The organism is Paenibacillus sp. P32E, assembly GCF_001909085.1.
Lineage (GTDB): Bacteria > Bacillota > Bacilli > Paenibacillales > Paenibacillaceae > Paenibacillus_AQ > Paenibacillus_AQ helianthi.
In genome coordinates this window covers 263,405-280,528 of the sequence record NZ_LVYY01000001.1, presented here as the reverse complement: position 1 = coordinate 280,528, position 17,124 = coordinate 263,405, and the positions used below count along the sequence as shown (strand labels likewise).

Annotated in this window: 12 protein-coding genes and 1 riboswitch; all 12 genes read right to left on the bottom strand. The window is 51.4% G+C overall.

The window, feature by feature from the left end; all coding sequences use genetic code 11:
- Positions 1-9: 9 nt before the first annotated feature.
- Positions 10-1,533: a glycosyl hydrolase gene (locus tag A3848_RS00960; protein ID WP_074083072.1), complete on the bottom strand. Its 1,524-nt coding sequence runs from the start codon at positions 1,531-1,533 to the stop codon at positions 10-12.
- Positions 1,534-1,731: 198 nt separating this feature from the next.
- The gene (locus tag A3848_RS31140) at positions 1,732-4,128 is read right to left on the bottom strand and encodes a glycosyl hydrolase (RefSeq protein WP_256702111.1); all 2,397 of its coding nucleotides are present in this window, start codon (positions 4,126-4,128) and stop codon (positions 1,732-1,734) included.
- Positions 4,129-4,141: 13 nt separating this feature from the next.
- Positions 4,142-4,222, bottom strand: a riboswitch (cyclic di-GMP riboswitch).
- A gap of 212 nt (positions 4,223-4,434) precedes the next feature.
- The gene (locus tag A3848_RS00930) at positions 4,435-5,808 is read right to left on the bottom strand and encodes a sugar phosphate nucleotidyltransferase (RefSeq protein ID WP_074083068.1); all 1,374 of its coding nucleotides are present in this window, start codon (positions 5,806-5,808) and stop codon (positions 4,435-4,437) included.
- 445 nt (positions 5,809-6,253) lie between these two features.
- Positions 6,254-7,594, bottom strand: coding sequence for a UDP-glucose dehydrogenase family protein (locus A3848_RS00925; protein ID WP_074083066.1), 1,341 nt, complete (start codon positions 7,592-7,594; stop codon positions 6,254-6,256).
- 4 nt (positions 7,595-7,598) lie between these two features.
- Positions 7,599-8,699 (bottom strand): glycosyltransferase, encoded by a 1,101-nt coding sequence (locus tag A3848_RS00920; protein WP_074083064.1) that lies wholly within the window; start codon positions 8,697-8,699, stop codon positions 7,599-7,601.
- A 100-nt stretch (positions 8,700-8,799) separates the two neighbouring features.
- On the bottom strand, positions 8,800-9,939 hold the full coding sequence (locus A3848_RS00915; RefSeq protein ID WP_074083062.1) for a glycosyltransferase family 4 protein: 1,140 nt from the start codon (positions 9,937-9,939) through the stop codon (positions 8,800-8,802).
- Positions 9,933-11,126, bottom strand: a complete 1,194-nt coding sequence (locus A3848_RS00910; RefSeq protein WP_074083058.1) for a glycosyltransferase family 4 protein — start codon at positions 11,124-11,126, stop codon at positions 9,933-9,935. The genes A3848_RS00915 and A3848_RS00910 overlap by 7 nt, the downstream gene beginning before the upstream one ends.
- Positions 11,113-11,967: a glycosyltransferase family 2 protein gene (locus A3848_RS00905; protein WP_074083054.1), complete on the bottom strand. Its 855-nt coding sequence runs from the start codon at positions 11,965-11,967 to the stop codon at positions 11,113-11,115. The genes A3848_RS00910 and A3848_RS00905 overlap by 14 nt, the downstream gene beginning before the upstream one ends.
- A gap of 232 nt (positions 11,968-12,199) precedes the next feature.
- Positions 12,200-13,579 (bottom strand): oligosaccharide flippase family protein, encoded by a 1,380-nt coding sequence (locus A3848_RS00900; RefSeq protein WP_074083052.1) that lies wholly within the window; start codon positions 13,577-13,579, stop codon positions 12,200-12,202.
- Positions 13,545-14,990 carry an O-antigen ligase family protein gene (locus A3848_RS00895; protein WP_371916073.1) on the bottom strand — a complete coding sequence of 482 codons (1,446 nt, stop codon included), beginning with the start codon at positions 14,988-14,990 and terminating at the stop codon, positions 13,545-13,547. The genes A3848_RS00900 and A3848_RS00895 overlap by 35 nt, the downstream gene beginning before the upstream one ends.
- Positions 14,991-15,007: 17 nt before the next feature.
- Positions 15,008-15,781, bottom strand: coding sequence for a WecB/TagA/CpsF family glycosyltransferase (locus A3848_RS00890; protein ID WP_074083048.1), 774 nt, complete (start codon positions 15,779-15,781; stop codon positions 15,008-15,010).
- Positions 15,778-17,124: an O-antigen ligase family protein gene (locus A3848_RS00885; RefSeq protein ID WP_074083046.1), complete on the bottom strand. Its 1,347-nt coding sequence runs from the start codon at positions 17,122-17,124 to the stop codon at positions 15,778-15,780. The genes A3848_RS00890 and A3848_RS00885 overlap by 4 nt, the downstream gene beginning before the upstream one ends.

The following is a 17,124-nucleotide window of genomic DNA, read 5'->3' as shown; positions in this document are numbered from 1 at the left end:
CTTCGTTCATCAAGGAAAGGAAAGGGCGCTTGGGGAAATGACCGCACTCTTCTGGCTCGGACTTTCCCACATCAAACGGATGCTTGCATCTCCGCGGTTCTCGTAATACTCGACCTTAATGTCATAAGAGACTCCTGCGCTTAGCTGCATGCTTCCTTCGCGGCTGACACCACTTTGCTTCTTCCAGCTGTCGATGATTAGCTGGCCGCCGATCCATACACGTATGCCATCATCCGAGGAAGCAGTGAAGGTATACATCTCACTATAGCCTGCCTTAATTTTACCCGTCCAGCGAACGGAGAATGTGTCCTTATTAAGGCCCGCAGCCGGACCGTTTCCATGCCAGTTAAAATCAATCTTCTTGTCATTACGGATCAGTGCAGGCGTCCCTGAGAGTTCGGCATTGTTGAAATATTCTCCTGTTAAGCCTTTTTTGGCAATAACGGGCACCGGAGTGTTCGGTTTGTCGCTTAGGGATTCAATGTATTCCTTTCTCGAAACCGTGTACTTATCCGTCATAAAGCTCCGGATTTTCTGGAGGTCGTTTTTTTCAGTCAGCATTTTCCCCCATGTCATCGTATATACCCATTTACGCTGGGTTTGAGACAATGTGACAGGGTCTGGAAGCTCTCCACTCTCTCCTATGCCAATAGGCTTGCCATCAGCCAGATTGAGCAAATCTGAATAGTAGGACTGCTTGTAATCATTATTGTAGATATCTGCTGCCAATATATCCACCTTATCCGCCCCCGGGTAGTAGGCACTATAAGGATCTGCCCACTCATTCGGTGCATTCGGATTCCACACCCACAATAGATTATTTAGTTTATGCTTGTTGACCAAACGGTCGTAAGTGATGTCCCAGAGCTTGGAAAAGTTATCCTTTTGCCCCCACCAGAACCAGTTCCCGTTCATCTCGTGATATGGACGCCACAGGACAGGAACCCCTGCATCCCGCAATTCCCCCAGATAAACGGCAATCTCATCAAGGGAAGCAAGGAGGCTTTTGTATTGAGGGGTGCCCGGAGTTACGTAGGCATCGAACGCCTCCTGGCTAAGACTCGTGTGGACGTTCGCCCATTCAGGAGTTGTGCCGGGTAGATTCTGATGGAACGTCATTGCCACAATGCCGCCATCTTCATACCATTCGATAGCGCTATCCACAACACCCTGCCGCTGACGGGCAATAGTCCTCTCGGACTGGTTGTTGATCGCTCCAAGCTCATACCCATGCAAGACGGCATAATCTCCCGTTGCATTCTTCAGCTTGTTGTTGTATTCATCCGGGCTCTCCAGATAATCATGCTGCCCGGAAATCATGCCTTTTCCCCCCAGGTTAACCAGATAATTGAGCAGGCTGGCAGCTTCCTTCGAAGCCGCAGGATTCACTGGTGGAACTGCCTCCGCCTCCGCAGGAATGTCTATACTTCGTTCAACGGCAAGACTACGCACCTCACTCCATGGCAGCAGGGAAAGGATGAAAATAATAGGTATAATCGTAATAAAAAGCCGGTACTTACGGTAAGTGTTCAATGTAATCTCCTCTCTCCAGCCTCAAGTGCTGTATTGACGCTTATGGATGGTCTTCCCTCCAAGGGTTACACCAACCTGCGGCCATACAGACTAATAGCTTAGTAGCCCTGCTGTTCAGCAGGGCCATCGGACTTTTAGGATTTTAGAATTGTAACGTCTTAACCAGTATCGGCGTTCGGTGATGAATTCAGCAGTACTTTAGGAAGCGGAAGGAAGGAACAGTGCGCTGGCAGGGACCGTCCCTTTGACTTGACTTGGACTTTCCCACATCAGCCGCGCTCTTGCATCCCCTTGGTTCTCATAATACTCCACTTTGATATCATATAGTTGCCCGGCTTGCAGGCTTATGCTTCCTGTGCGTTCGGTCCCGCTCTGCTTCATCCAGCTGTCAATGACAAGAGTGTTATTGATCCAAACGCGGACACCATCATCTGATGTTGTATAAATCTGATAGGTTTCGCTATACAGCGGTTTGATCTTGCCACTCCATCTTACGGAAAAGAAATCAATGCCAATCGCAGCATCCGGTGTACCCAGCCGCCAGTTGAAATCCAGCAAAGCATCGGTGCGTACAACTGCCGGAACACCGGTTAACTGCATGTTATTAAAATATTCCGCCTGCAGTCCGTTTGCAGCAGTAGCCGCCGCTGTTAGAGCCGGCGTTGGTATCGGTGTTGGCACCGGCGTTGGTGCCGGTGTTGGCACTGGCGTTGGTGTCGGTGTTGGCACCGGCGTCGGTGTCGGTGTTGGCACCGGCGTTGGCACCGGCGTTGGTGTCGGTGTTGGCACCGGCGTTGGTGTCGGTGTTGGCACCGGCGTTGGTGTCGGTGTTGACACCGGCGTTGGTGTCGGTGTTGACACCGGCGTTGGTGTCGGTGTTGGCACCGGCGTTGGTGCTTCTACAAGCGCCAACGAGGTTTTGCTAACGCTGGCTGCTGACGTATTTACAAACAATGCGCTTGTTGGGACGGTCGCTTTGACCTGGCTTGCGCTTTGCCACATCAGACGGATGTTGGCATCGCCTGCATTCTCATAATATTCCACTCTGATATCATAGAGCTGTCCAGCCGTCATAGCGATACTTCCGATACGTTCAGTTCCGCTCTGCTTGGTCCAGCTGTCGATTACGGCTGTGCCGTTAATCCAGACACGGATACCATCGTCAGAAGTAGTGATAATCTGGTAGGTCTCGCTGTATAAAGGCTTGATTTTCCCTGTCCAGCGGGCCGAGACCCCATCTACCTTTATGGAGCTGTCCGGTGAGCCTTGACGCCAGTTGAAATTAAGCAGCGCGTCGTCACGTACCTTTGCAGGTGTGCCTGAAAGCGTCATGTTATTGTAATACTCTCCGTGAAGGCCATTCACAACAGGCGTTTGTACATTATCACCGGACGCCGGAGTGGTTATTGGCTTTACCGTTGCTGTGGGTAAAGGTACTGGCGTAGCAGTTGGCGTTGGCGTTGCTGTGGCAGTCGGCGTTGCAGTCGGCTTTGCAGTCGGTGTGGCAGTTGGCGTTGCCGTTGGTGTGGCAGTCGGAGCAGGTGTCTGCACTACCTCCGCTTTATATTCATTAAGCGATACTGTATAGCTGTCACTCATGAAATTTTTGATGGTATCTGTACTGTTATTCTCATAGAGCATTTTTCCCCAGTTCATCATGTATACCCATTTTCTCTGGGAAAGCTGGAGCTTGGCTGTACTTGGCATTTCACCATTTTCACCGATAGCAATGGGTTTGCCGTTGGCGAGACTCAACAGGTCGTCATAATACTTGTTCATATAATCATTGTTATATATATCTGCTGCAAGGATGTCTACCTTATCCGCTCCCGGATAGGTCAGTTCATATGGATCAGACCAGGCATTGGGAGCATTCGGGTTCCATACCCACAGCAGGTTGTTTAATTGATGAACGCCCACAAAGCGGTCATACATAATATTCCAAAGTTCCGCAAAATTGTTCTTCTTCCCCCACCAGAACCAGTTGCCGTTCATTTCATGGTAAGGTCTCCAAAGTACAGGAACGCCCGCGTCCCGCAAGCTTTTGAGTGAAACCGCCACTTTGTCCAGATCGGCGATGAGGCTGTTGTATTGGGCTGTTCCAGGTGTTACATACTTATTGAAGTCCTCTTGGCTGAGTGTCTTCTGCACATTGGACCACAGATAAGAAGTCCCTGGCAGTTGCTCATGGAAGGTCATAGCGACGATGCCGCCATTTTTATACCAGTTGATCGCACTGTTCACTACATTTTTGCGCTGAGTTGCTGCAGTACTTTCCGACTGGCCGCTGATCACACCAAGCTCGAAGCCATGGAGGGCAGCGAACTGTCCGCTGGTTCCCTTCAGTTTGTTGCTGAACTCATCCGGGCTCTCCAGGTAGTCATGCTGGCCTGTGATAATGCCTTTTCCGGAAATGGAGTACAGATTGTCAAGCAGCTTGACAGCTTCAGCTGAAGCATCCGGATTAACCGGTGCTGAAGAACTCGAAGCAGCTGCGGTGGAAGGCGCAGCCCCCAAACCCAGTGGTACAACGGTCAACAACAGGGCAATAGTTACAATGGTGCACAGCAGACGCGAATTACGGTAAGTTGTCAAAATTCATCTTCCTTTCGGTAGCTAGGCTGCCACTCTTTCGAAGGCCCTATAGCTTTGCGTCCCTATCTTTCGATTAGGTTTGCCTTTTTCGTTTTGGAAGGATTTATCCCTCTTACCGTAAGTATCGTCTCTATTAATTTTTTAGTTTAGAGCATTAATGAATTTTTCTTAATAAATGGTTCTTAATACCTGTTTTGGATTTGACACAATTGGGTAAATAGATGATTTAGCCCTAGGTTTAGGCCCATCCTATACATCAACCGGGACGATTCAGTCGAATTTTACAACGCAATTAGCGTTCCTATTTTAAGAAATGAATTGATGAAGAGCAATATCCTTCCAGTCCAGTGTGATGCGGATATTATCCTCTTCCACCAGCTCTGAACCGGTCTGCACCTCAATGAACTCTACATCGGTTAGCGCCAGGATTGCATGTTTTGTGCCTTCCGGTATGCGCACTACATCTCCCGCTTTCACATTATGCATCTTCTCATTCAGCACAATGCTGGCTTCCCCGCTGACAATCGTCCAGATTTCACTGCGTTTGTGATGCAGCTGGTAGCTGATGTTTTTACCTTCGGCTATGAAAATCCGCTTGGTCAGCACCTCGTTGCCCTCATCATATTTCACATAATCAATAACCTTATAGTGGCCCCAGCGGCGTTCCTCGTACATGGGTCTTTGTTCAAAAGACTTCAGCACTTCCTTAATCCGCGGGCTTTCGGCTTTGTGAGTGACCAGAATGCCATCCGGGCTGGCTGCGATGATTAAATCTTTCGCACCGATGACTGTAATCGGAATATCCAGTTCGTTGATCAGGCAGGTTCCTTCAGAATCGGCAGTCACGAACCCTTTACCCACGTGGTTGCTGCTCATTTCTTCTGTGAGGGTATTCCAGGTGCCAAGATCCTTCCAGAAACCGGCGTAAGGCTGAACGACGATCTTCTCCTCTTTTTCTACCACTTCGTAGTCAAAACTGATGGAAGCCAGCAATTTATATTGCTTCTGCAGCTCCTCATAGTTCAAAGGCAGACCTTTACGCTGCAAAATATCCAGCAAATAACCCAAACGGAATGCAAATACTCCGCAGTTCCACAACGCGCCCTTGCTGATCAGTTCTTCAGCCTGTACACGGTCCGGCTTCTCCTGGAAATGGCTCACCTGCAGATAGCCGCTTGCCGCTGCCTCGTCACTGGTAGGAATAATATAGCCGTATTTCTCGGAAGCCAGCTCAGGAACAACCCCCATCAGCGCCAGGTTTGCGCCGCTTTGTTCCATCGTTGCTTCAAGCTGGACGACGGTGTCAAAAAATGATGCCTCCACATAAGGATCGACCGGCAAAATGGCCACTGTCTCGCTGGGAGACACTCCTGCCACGGAATACAGATAAGCTGCAGTCAAAGCGATGGCAGGGAAGGTATCCCGGCGTTCCGGCTCCACAATGATAGGCACCTCTGCGCCGAGCTGGCTCTGTATCATCTCCACTTGGCTGCGGCCGGTCGCCAGGTACGAGGATTCCGCCATCCCTGTCTCCTGCAGTTGTCTCCATACACGTTGTACCATGGATTCCGGCTCACCTGCCGGACTTTGCAGTACCTTCAGAAATTGCTTGGAACGTGAATCATTGGATAAAGGCCAGAGACGTTTACCAGAACCGCCAGATAGAAGTACCAGTTTCATAAGTGAACCCTCCTCATTTATGTGTTGTCGCGAAAATATCGGATTGTTATTGTGCGCTGCCGCTGGGTTTTGGAGCAGGTGGACAGGAATGTCACTGGCGCTATCTGCTATGTGACAATCCTTAAGGTCAACTGTTACGGAAGTCTCTGCAAGGAATGTTTGGACTTTCGGCCGCTGTTGTCTGCAGATTTCTAGATTTAAACCACTATTGGCGGTGGAAATCCGCAGACAAAGGCGGACGCTACGCTCCTACAGTTCCAAAATTCCTCTCCGTTCCATTCCTAGACAGCTTCCCAGGCAGCATTTTCACCGTAGCACGGCTACAGTGAATTCCTTTGACATTCAGCTCGCTTCACCCGCAGGCGAAGCGCCCTGCTAAAGATCCGGCATTGCCGCTTGTTTACGCGGCAGGCAAGAGCAAGCAAGAGCAGATAAGATCAAAGGATTAAACCGCTCCGGCTACGCTGGGGGAGTAGCCGCTCAGGCCCCCCATTTGCGGGCGGCCGACGGAATGGTATTCAAGGCCGGTGCCCTCGATCTGCTCCTTGGAGTACACGTTGCGGCCATCGATCAGCACCTGGCGGCGCATGCTCTCCGCAAGCTTATGCAGATCAATATCCTTGAACATGCTCCAGTCGGTCAGCAGGCATACTGCATCACTGCCTTCTGCCGCTTCTTCCGGCAGACCGCACCAGCGGAGCTGCGGATGATCGTACTGCTGTCTGAAGTTATCTGCAGCAATCGGATCATACAGCTTCACTATAGCGCCTTCGGCCACCAGTACCTCAACAATTTCAAGGGCGGGTGCTTCGCGTACATCATCGGTGTTCGGTTTGAAGGCCAGGCCCCATACACCGATCACTGCGCCACGCAGGTTGCCAAGGGATTCATGCAGCTTGGAGATAATCATGAACCGCTGCCCCTTGTTCACCTCGACTACGGATTTCAGCAGCTTGAACTCGTAATCCACGTTGCCCGCAATCTGGATCAGCGCATTGGTATCTTTCGGGAAACAGGAGCCTCCATAACCGATGCCGGCCTGCAGGAACGAGGAGCCGATTCTACGGTCCATCCCCATGCCTTCCGCCACCAGGGTTACATCAGCTCCCACTTTTTCGCAAATGTTGGCAATCTCGTTAATAAAGGAGATCTTGGTTGCCAGAAAAGCATTGGATGCATATTTGATCATTTCCGCACTGCGGATATCCGTTACGAACACATTTTCCGTGAAGCCCTGGTGAAGCTGGCGCATCGTTGGCTCAAGCTCCGGGTTATCAAGTCCGATGACAATCCGGTCAGGATGGAGCGTATCGCGGATGGCTGAGCCTTCACGCAGGAATTCCGGAGCGGAGACGATATCGAAGGGATGACTCGTATGGGAAGCGATGATACCACGGATTTTCTCGTTCGTGCCAACAGGAACAGTTGACTTGGTCATGATGATTTTGTAGCCTTCCATCGCTTGAGCGACTTCTATGGCTGCACCTTCGATATATCTCAGATCCGCTTCGCCGCCCGGTAGTGAAGGTGTCCCTACAGCCAGAATGACGATATCGGAGCGTCTTACCGATTCCTGAAGATCGGAGGAGAAAGAAAGCCTGCCTTCACGCAAATTCATTTCTATCAGCGCTTCGATACCCGGCTCGTAGATGGGGGATTCCATCCGGCCCAGCTTTTCAATCTTTTCCTCATCCTTATCCACGCAAATCACATGGTTCCCATTCAGTGTAAAACATACGCCAGATACAAGACCGACATAGCCGGTACCGATTACTGTCAGCTTCATACACTCATCCTCCTTTTAGAAAATTGACGTAGGCCTGTTCTACATACTGCTTGAACTGAACCATAAACGCCTGTTCATCGAATTTACGCGCATGACCCATAATCTGCCCAATGTCCCACGCGTAGGACTCCACTTCGTAAATGGCCTTAAGCAAATCATCAACTTCCTGATGCTGGAAGAATACGCCGTTGACATAGGGTACGATGGTATCCAGTGCCCCTCCGGCCTGATAGGCAATCACTGGTCTTCCTGCGGCATTCGCCTCAAGTGGCGTGATGCCAAAATCCTCTTCTCCGGGAAAAATGAACGCCCGGCACTTCGACATCAGGCCCGTAACCTCCGTATCCTCAAGCCGGCCCAGAAACGATACATTGTCTTTGGCCATGCCCTCCAGACGCTTGCGGTCCGGCCCGTCACCGACGATATAGAGCTTCAGACCGTTGCGGTTGAAGGCTTCCACCGCCAGATCAATCCGCTTGTAGGATACAAGCCGGGATACAATCAGGTAGTAATCGCCTATAGAGGACGAACTGCTGAAGCGTGCCGTGTTGATCGGTGGAAAAATCACATCCGCATCCCGGTGGTAATAATTCTGAATCCGCGTTTTTACTACGGACGAATTGGCAACGAACTGGTTTACATTCTTCGAAGTCCGCTGGTCCCAGTTCTTAAGGCGCTGCATGTAGACCTTGAGCAGTCTTTTGAACAATCCGGAATTCGATTGCCGCTCCATGTAGGTGTCATAGTCCCAGGCGAACCGCATCGGAGTATGACAGTAGCAAAGATGAAACGTAGACTCGGGCACCTGTATGCTTTTCATGAAAGCACTGCTGGAACTCAGGACGATATCATACCCGCGAAAGTCCAAATCACGGATGGCCATGGGATAAAGCGGCAGCACCCCTTTAAAATTGGTCTTCACTCCCGGGATTTTTTGCAGCCAGGAGGCCCGGATATCCGCGTCTTTGAGGTTGTCGGTCAGCCGGCTTCCGTTAAAAACCGTCGTGAAGATCGGAGCATCCGGATACATGTGGTGGAATACCTCCACTACTCTTTCCGCCCCGCCCATTTGGATTAAGTAATCGTGCGCTATCGCAATTTTCATGTGAATCATCCTCAAAGTTTTATGGAGCAGCATCATCAAGTAGTGAACGCATGGATGTATTAGTTCCTGATCGAGCTACAAGCTCTTGTCTTACATAAGGTCAGGTCGCTGCCAGCAAGCCTTTGTAGTAATCGACGATATCCTTGACCGTATTTTCGATGACAAAATGCTCTTTCACCCGTTTCATTCCACTATCCGCCATCCGTTTTCGCTCTTCGGGATGGTTCAGCATCCAGGTGATGGAGTCTGCAAGTACGACTGGGTCTCCAGGCTGGATCAGCATTCCCGTGACACCGGGAACCACAATCTCTACCGGCCCGCCTTCATTGGAGGCAATGACCGGAAGTCCAGCCGCCATGCCTTCGACAATCACCTGGCCAAACGGTTCAGGTGTAATCGAGGTGTGGATCAGCAAATCGGCTTTGTTCATTAGGCCTTGTATATCTTCCACATGACCCAGCAGGCTGACATTGGTCAGTTGATCCTGCTGCATCTTCTGAATTAACTCATTTTTGTATTCTTCTTCACCGAACAGGGCATCCCCGGCCAGCCAGAATTTCACCCGGCTATCGTTCTTAAAAGCCTTAGCCGCTTCCAGGACGATATGCTGGCCTTTCCAGTTCGCGAGCCGGCCTACCAGCAGAACGTTGAAATCCTTCTGATCCCTTTTGCCGATGCCTTCACCAATTGCTTTGGCAAAAGCGGAATAGACAACCAGTGTCTTCTTCGTACGGGGTAGCTCCAGCGCATTCAACGTGGAATGCGAATTCGCAATGACACCGTTCGGCAGCAGGCGCGACATCAGCCGGATCGCCTTGGCGACAACCGGCTTGAGGTAAGGGGCGCCGATGTGATCGCGGATATGCCAGATCAGCGGCACACCGGCTTTTTTGGCGGCAACGGCTCCGTAGAATGCCGATTTCAGGGAATTGGTATGCACACAATCCACTTTCTCCTGCTTGAGGATGGGAGCCAGCTTGCGGCCATAGGACAGTAGTCCAAGCGCGGCAGCAGGTGCACCGAGATTGACGGCATTCCGTCCGCGGTTGCGGATGCTTTCATCCATCGGGATGACGCGTACATCAATGCCTTTCTCCCGGAGACGTTCGGCAAGTGTTCCTTCTTCAGCGAGGATCACGAGCGGTTCAATCTCTTCACCGATATTGGTGAGGATGTTGAACAGCGCCACCTCTCCGCCGCTCCATTTGGCGGTGTGATCGATATAAGCGACTTTTAGCATCCTGCAGCCACACCCTTTCCCAACGTTTCAAGGAATACGGATTCTACTTGGTCGCCTACATGCTGCCAGGTATACTTCTCGAGCACATGGTTTCTGCATTCGTCACGGCCCGGCAGCAGCTTACGGTTACTCAGCATGTGAATCATGCCTTCCGCCATATCATCACTGGATGAACCCTTGAACAGCAGCTCCGGCCGGAAGCCCTGCAGAATTTCTTTGTTGCCGCCTACAGGAGTCGCCATAACGGGAAGTCCGGAGGACAATGACTCGACGGTGATGAGTCCGAACCCTTCCAGTGCCTGGGATGGAACCACGAACATGTCCGCTGCCTGATAATAAGAGGCTAGTTCATGGTCAGGAATATATCCCAGCAGCCTTACTTTGTTGCCGAGTCCGTAGTCTGCAATTTTCTCCTCCAGCTCTCCGCGCAGCGGGCCTTTGCCGCCAATCAGCAGAATCGCATTCGGGAAACGCTCGGCGACCTGCTTCCAGGCCTCCAGCAGCTGTAAAAGCCCCATCCGGTTCATCAGGCGTCTCACCGTTAGAACGGTGGTTGCTCCCTCTGGAAGATTCAGTGTCCGCCGGATCGCCAGCCGGTTCGTAGCAGGGATGAAGCGGTCCACATTAGCAGCACCAGGGATAACTGTGATCTTATGCAGCGGCACCCCGTGCAGGCTGTGCAGCATGTCGCGGAAGTATTCGCTGAGTACGATGAATCTGTCCGCAAGCTTATAGGCTTTATGTTCAATCGATTTGGCAATGGTTGTTTTGACCCGGTGTTTGATTCCTTGACCTTCGATCTTCATCTCTTCATTCCACGGACCATGGAAGGTCATCACCACAGGAATGCCGCGTTTCTTGGCTTCGAGCGCCGGGCCGATTCCATAAGGTGCAAAGTGGGAATAGAGAATATCTATACGTCCGCTTCCATTCCCCATCAGATCCGCTGCCTTACGCTGGAACGCATCCTTGCGCTTCCAAATGGTCTGCTTGGGGTCGCCGGCGTTGTGGATAATCAGCTCTTTGGCGGTGGCAGGCGTCTCTTGACTGCAGATCAGCGCGTGCACCTTGTTGCGTGAAGAGAGCTGCTCACAGACGGATTTGAAATACGTGTTGAGTCCGCCTGGCTGTAAAGAGGGCCAGCTAAGGCCGGTAGTCATAATGTTCAATCCGTCACTGTACGGCATAGCTTCTCTCCCCTTTTTTCTCTTTTTCCGCCTGACCCAGTGCATTATGCCGGGCCAGCTTGCCGGAGCTGTTCAGTTCGTAATGCTTGAAGCCGACCATGAATTCATACATCACCCAGAATATGGATACTGCAAACCCTGAAATCCCTTTTTTGTACAGACCATGCAGGAAATATTTCTGTAAAAAGCGAGCCGGCGGGCGAATCAGCAAGCGGCTGATCTTAAAGGGCTTGCCGCTGGCATAAGCCGTTTGTGCTTCCAGATCGGTATATTTGTTAAAGCGGGCGACATGGTCATTGATGCTCCGGAAGCCCTGATGCCAGAGTATTCCGTTCAGCTTGACCGTCTTTTCCTCTGGTACCTCAGGTATTTCATGCACCAGACTGTTGCGGATGGCATATGCCGTGCGGTTATAGAGACGCACCAGGTATTCACCTTTATCCAGCCACTTGCCCAGAAAATCACCGATCCGGTACAGCGAGAACGCTACTTCCCTGTCTGTAAGTCCCGGCTTGCGGTCCAGAATGTCCTGCGCCAGCTCATCGCTGACCACTTCGTCGGTATCAATCAGGAAGACCCAATCATGGACGGCGCGTTCCACTCCGAATTCCCTTTGTTTCGCGTATCCGGGCCATGGGTTAACGAACACCCGGCAGTCCAAGCTTTCGGCGAGTTGCACCGTCCCGTCTTTGCTCCCTCCGTCGATTACAACCACCTCATCGGCGAATAGTCGGCAGGACTGAATTGCTTTGGATATTCGAACTTCGTCATCCTGAGCAATGATGACAGCGGATATCGGGTAACTGCCCGGGCTGCCAAGCACGCTTTTCACTGAATCCATGAAGGTATCCTCCTTTTCAGTCCGGTGTTTGTCGTCAATTCGAGAAATGTTTGGGCTTCCGATCGCTGTTGTCTTCTGATTTCTTTATTTAAGACCGCAGCTGCGGTTGAAATCAGAAGACAAAGGCGAACGCTACGCTTCTACAGCTCCAAACTTTCTCTACTTTCCTCTCAACACCGTCCATTATTATTTAAGCAGAGAAGCGGCTCGCTTAGTGCCTCTGCTCGCTTGCTTAGGTATCCATAGGTTTTTTGCGAATATAGGAATTCATCGTCGTCTTCATCCACTGAATGTCATCCCCGTTAATGATAAGGCGGGGCAGCTTGACCTTCAGGTTGTATTTGATATTCAGGATAATAAATAAGAACCGCAGCACTGCCGAGGAGAGCATCGCTACCCCTGCCCCGAACAATCCGAATTTCGGCACCAGCAGGAACAGCAGCGGAATCACCAGGATCAATCCGACCCCTTGCAGGATCGATACGAACTTCGGTTTGCCGAGCGCCATGAACACCTGGGCCAGTATCAATGTGCCTCCGCTGATCGTAACTTCCAGCAGCAGCAGCCGGAACACTGTCAGAGCTGTGTTGAAATCTTTGCCGTACAGCAGCGGAATCACGAATGGTGCAACCAGCATCAGGAACAGGGAGCCCAGCAGGGTGAATGTTGTGCTGATCCGAAAGGCTTTGAAGGTAAGGGAAATGGCCTCATCCTTGGACAGCTCGGAAGCTTTTGGAAAGAGCACCACGGTGATCGAATTCGAGAAGAAGTTGACCATCCGCGAGAGGCTTACCGCTACCGCATATAATCCCAGATCGGCTGGCCGCAGCAGGCCGGCGATAATGATCTGGTCGATATAGAAGGAGAACTGTCCGAGCAGATCATTTCCGTAGGAACCGAGTCCATAGGTGAACAGTCTTTTGAAATTCTTGTAAGCATCCTTCATCTTCACTCTGTAGGTACGGAGCAGGGTAACCGTCATCCAGATGAAGACCGGCACTGAAGGTACCAGATATGCAACTGCAGTTGTAAAAGGATTCATCGAATGGGTGAGGATCAGAATTCCGATGGCTACCAGCGTCAACAGCGGGAGCAGATACCGCAGCCAGTTGAAGGTCTTGTAATCACCTCTGAACTGGAAAGCTGCATTGTTGATCTGTGAGACCACGATCAGCGGGCACAGGATCATTGACCATTGCGCAAACAGTACGACATTCGGGCTGAAGGATTTCAGCCAATATGGAAGGATCACAATCCCCACAATCATGGCTGCTGTCCCGAATGCCAGTGCGATTAGCAAGGCCACCCGATAGAGTACGCCTGCTTCATCCGGATTCTTCTTGGCGTTGTAGATCAGCGCCGAAGGAATCCCGAAGCTCATGCTGAACGCCAGAAACTGTGACCAGTTCACCATAGCTGTCTGTTCTCCGCGTCCTGTAGGACCCAGGTAGCGGGCGGTCAGCACACCGGTCAGCATATTCACCAGCAGGATCAGCACGCTGACGAACATAGTCTTCACAGCTGCGGAGCTGTTGTCCTTGCTCTTGGTAAACCGCCGAAGCGAGGACCAGACGGTGCTAGTGGGAAGTGATTTCGCGTTCAATGGCTGCATGTGGTGTTCCCTTCTTTCTGCTATCAATAATCTCTTTGGCCCCAAGCCCTAGTCCGATCAGCATCCAGATCAGGTAGCCCTTGAGTCCGGGAAAACCGTTGTCCGATACCAGACTGACCACTGCTCCCATCCATGCTGCCAGTGATAACCGGGCATATGGCTGAAGACTGTCTCTGCTGGTCACTCTGACTATAATTTGTTTAATGACTGCGCCCAGGGCACCAAAGAAGAACAATGCGCCCAGGACCCCGAAGGTGAGCAGTAAGGCGATCACACCGTTGTCCATATTTCCGTATTCGCCAAGTTCTCCACCGTTGCCGATCTTGGTACCCTGGCCTACACTGCCTATGCCTTGGCCGATCGGATTGGACGCCACCATCGGAAGCATGTTCTGCCATAGACTCAGGCGTTCATTATAGGAGTGGTCTTCCTGCACAGAGGTCAGTGTCTCCATACGGGCGACCAGCCCTTCCGCGCCCGGAAGCTTAGGGACAATCCAGAACAGTACGGCAGCGACGAAGACCAGTTGGAGCAGCGCCTTCCATTTGCCCTTTGACGGGGAGGAAGCGATGTATACCAGCAGCATGACCAGCATGACCAGCCAGGCTGAACGCACCAATGTGGTCAGGAGGCAGACGACAACGAGCATAACGCCAATCCAGCGCAGGGTACCCTGCCATCTTTTCTCCAGAATCATCGGTACCAGGGCAAAGACCAGGAAGGTCGCTGCAGGTCCGGGTGAATTCAGCGTGGAGAAAACCCGGATTTCCAAAGGATACGGTGTGCCAATGGACATCATATCGGCATTCTTCATCCAGAAGGCGTCCCAAGGCGGAACGGTCAAATACTGGACGATTCCGTAAATGGCTACGAGAACAGCGATGTTCGCAAAAGCATACAGCAACCGGTCAATGTCTTTCGGTCTAAAGCGGGTTACCGCGAAGAAGGGAATCAGCAGCAAGGGTACGATATAATTGGCCAGATCGTACACTGAGCCTATGCCGTTCTTCGCCAGGCCAATCAGCGCTCCGTAAGCGAGTGCCACCGAGAACAACAGGATAATCCGGGTGGAGGATTTGCGGATGCGGTGAATCTCCCCCAGCACCGGAATTGCCAGGGTAGCACCTGTGAGCAGCGGCGCCAGACTGAGCAGTGATACAGAATGATAGACTCCCTCCGACCAATCAGCGATCCGCCGCAGCTCTGGAGCAACCGCCCAGACCAGCAAGGTATAGGCGATTAGCGCCTTCGGCTTCAGCAATGCCAGCAGGAAGGCCGGAAACAGGATTCCCGCCAGGATAATCCCCTGAAGACTATTGGAAGAGCTGAGCTTCGCACTGGCAAACCCGATCATCAGCGGAAGCCCAAGACATATACCGCAGATCAGCAGCAGCGTTCCTGCTGACTTCATGGACGGAAGACTTACATTCATTCCAGCCTGCCTCCCTTTGCTTTATCCCGTTTGCGCAGCTCCTTGAGCAGCAGAACCAGGAATTGAGCGTCATCGACAAGATATCTTTTCCAGAGCCGGCCCGGTTCCTGGCTGAGTCTCCAGAACCATTCGAGCCCTGTTTTCTGCATGAAATCCGGCGCCCGCTTCACCGATCCTGACAAAAAGTCAAAGGTCGCTCCCACGCCAATGGAGATCGGCGCCCCGTAAGAGTTGTAATGCCGGTAAATCCACTTCTCCTGCTTCGGCGCTCCCACGCCTACGAACACAATATCCGGCTGACTCTCTGTCAGCATTTCGATAATACGCTGGTTCTCTTCATCGTTGTGCTCAAAGCCGTAGGAAGGAGAATAGCAGCCGACAATATTCATGCCGGGATAGGCCGCTTTAAGATTCTTGGTTGCCTGCTCCGGCACACCTTGTGCAGAGCCGAGGAAGAACAGCCGGTACTTCCTTTGCTCAAAGGCATTGCCTAGGCGGCTGAAAAGGTCTGCTCCCGATACCTTTTGCTTCAGCGGCTTACCAAGCATTTTTGAGGCCCAGATGAGCGGCATTCCGTCTGCCACTACAGCACCTGCTTCGGAATAGACGGTCTGGAACTCTTTGTCCTTGCGAAGCTTGATCACATGATCGACATTGCAGGTCAGGATGTACGATTGTGACCGCTCCTGAATAGTCTTATCAATGTAATCAAGCAGGTCCATGAAATCATAGTTATCGAAATTGACATCGAACATGTTCACTTGGTTCATCGTATCACTTCTTTTTGTGGGGAATCGGTTGGCTGTGAAGATCGATACAGGCAGTTCAGGTACCAACAAAATGGAATAATCGATTGGACCGTCGACAGCGTGTTGTCGGAAAACGAATAAATCATAAACCCTGCTATGAAGAATAGATAATATGGTTTGACTGGCTTTGCCAAAGCTCTGTACACCAGAGTAAACACAGCCAATAATGAAATGAGAAGCAGTATGGCTCCGATATACCCTCCATCAAAGTAAAAGCGGATATACTCGTTGTGGGGAACCACGAATCCTTTATACAGTGTCCCGTCGTTCGCCACCGTAACGGCTCCAAGTCCTCTGCCCGACCACGGAGAATCTGCCGCCTTGTTCAGGAAGTACTCCCAGGCTTCTGCACGTCCCGATAAGTCAACCGTCGTCTCCGTCGTGCGTTCGAAGGAACGCTTCTTGATGTTGTCGAGCTGCAGATATACCGCCGAGAAGATCAGAATAACCGAGCACAGGAGCGGAATCAGAAATTGTGTTCTGCCCTTCAGGTACTGCCGCGAAATATCGTAGAAATAGTACAGAGCCATTAACACCAGTGCCAATATCGGTCCGCGTGTCCCGGTTCCAATGAGAATCAGGAAGTTCAGCGCCAGCATGGTATAGAAGTAACGTGCATGCTGCGGACTGCGCTTGATCTCAATGAAGGCAATTCCCACGCCCATGAAGGCCAGCATCGCCAGATGCGCCGGAATGTTCGCTCCCTGAACCCGTACAGCGCCTGTGAACTCCACATCGAGGAATGAGTGAAGATGTGCGACTTGCAGGGCGATTCCGGCCAGCACACTCATTAGTGGGAGCGAAGCGATAATACGGATTTGCCGTTCAGCTACTTCCCTCTTCCAGTTAATCAGGAGGAAGACAAAAGGAAGGGACAAACCGATAAATGCCTTGATTGCAATGGACCCGTTCATCTCCGGCAGCCATATGGAGGTGCCAAAGGTGATGAATAGCAGCCCCACCATCGCCCAAAGGGGCGGGCTCAAACGGAACTTCAATCCGTTCACCAGAATGCAGGGTACCAGCAGCATCAGGATCACCAGCTTGTAAAGCGAGAGAATCTCAACGCCGAACATGCTGCCGGGATACAGAAAGTTGATGGAGACCGCTGTCGTGAGCAGGACGAAATAGCTGATGAGTTCAGGACGAGTGATCGAGACAACCAGCAATATAATCAGGAGTACGGCTGCTATCGCTATTACCGGCTGATAGATGACCGCTGTTCCTAGGAACAGTGCGGACATGAGATAGAGCATTCCGTATGGTAAAGCATTTATTTTGGAGCCCCACTCAAAATTCGTCAT

Coding starts and splice junctions, on each gene's coding strand:
- A3848_RS00930 (WP_074083068.1), bottom strand. CDS start 5,808: ATGAAACTGGTACTTCTATCTGGCGGTTCTGGTAAACGTCTCTGGCCT.
- A3848_RS00925 (WP_074083066.1), bottom strand. CDS start 7,594: ATGAAGCTGACAGTAATCGGTACCGGCTATGTCGGTCTTGTATCTGGC.
- A3848_RS00920 (WP_074083064.1), bottom strand. CDS start 8,699: ATGAAAATTGCGATAGCGCACGATTACTTAATCCAAATGGGCGGGGCG.
- A3848_RS00915 (WP_074083062.1), bottom strand. CDS start 9,939: ATGCTAAAAGTCGCTTATATCGATCACACCGCCAAATGGAGCGGCGGA.
- A3848_RS00910 (WP_074083058.1), bottom strand. CDS start 11,126: ATGCCGTACAGTGACGGATTGAACATTATGACTACCGGCCTTAGCTGG.
- A3848_RS00905 (WP_074083054.1), bottom strand. CDS start 11,967: ATGGATTCAGTGAAAAGCGTGCTTGGCAGCCCGGGCAGTTACCCGATA.
- A3848_RS00900 (WP_074083052.1), bottom strand. CDS start 13,579: ATGCAGCCATTGAACGCGAAATCACTTCCCACTAGCACCGTCTGGTCC.
- A3848_RS00895 (WP_371916073.1), bottom strand. CDS start 14,990: ATGAAGTCAGCAGGAACGCTGCTGCTGATCTGCGGTATATGTCTTGGG.
- A3848_RS00890 (WP_074083048.1), bottom strand. CDS start 15,781: ATGAACCAAGTGAACATGTTCGATGTCAATTTCGATAACTATGATTTC.
- A3848_RS00885 (WP_074083046.1), bottom strand. CDS start 17,124: ATGACGAATTTTGAGTGGGGCTCCAAAATAAATGCTTTACCATACGGA.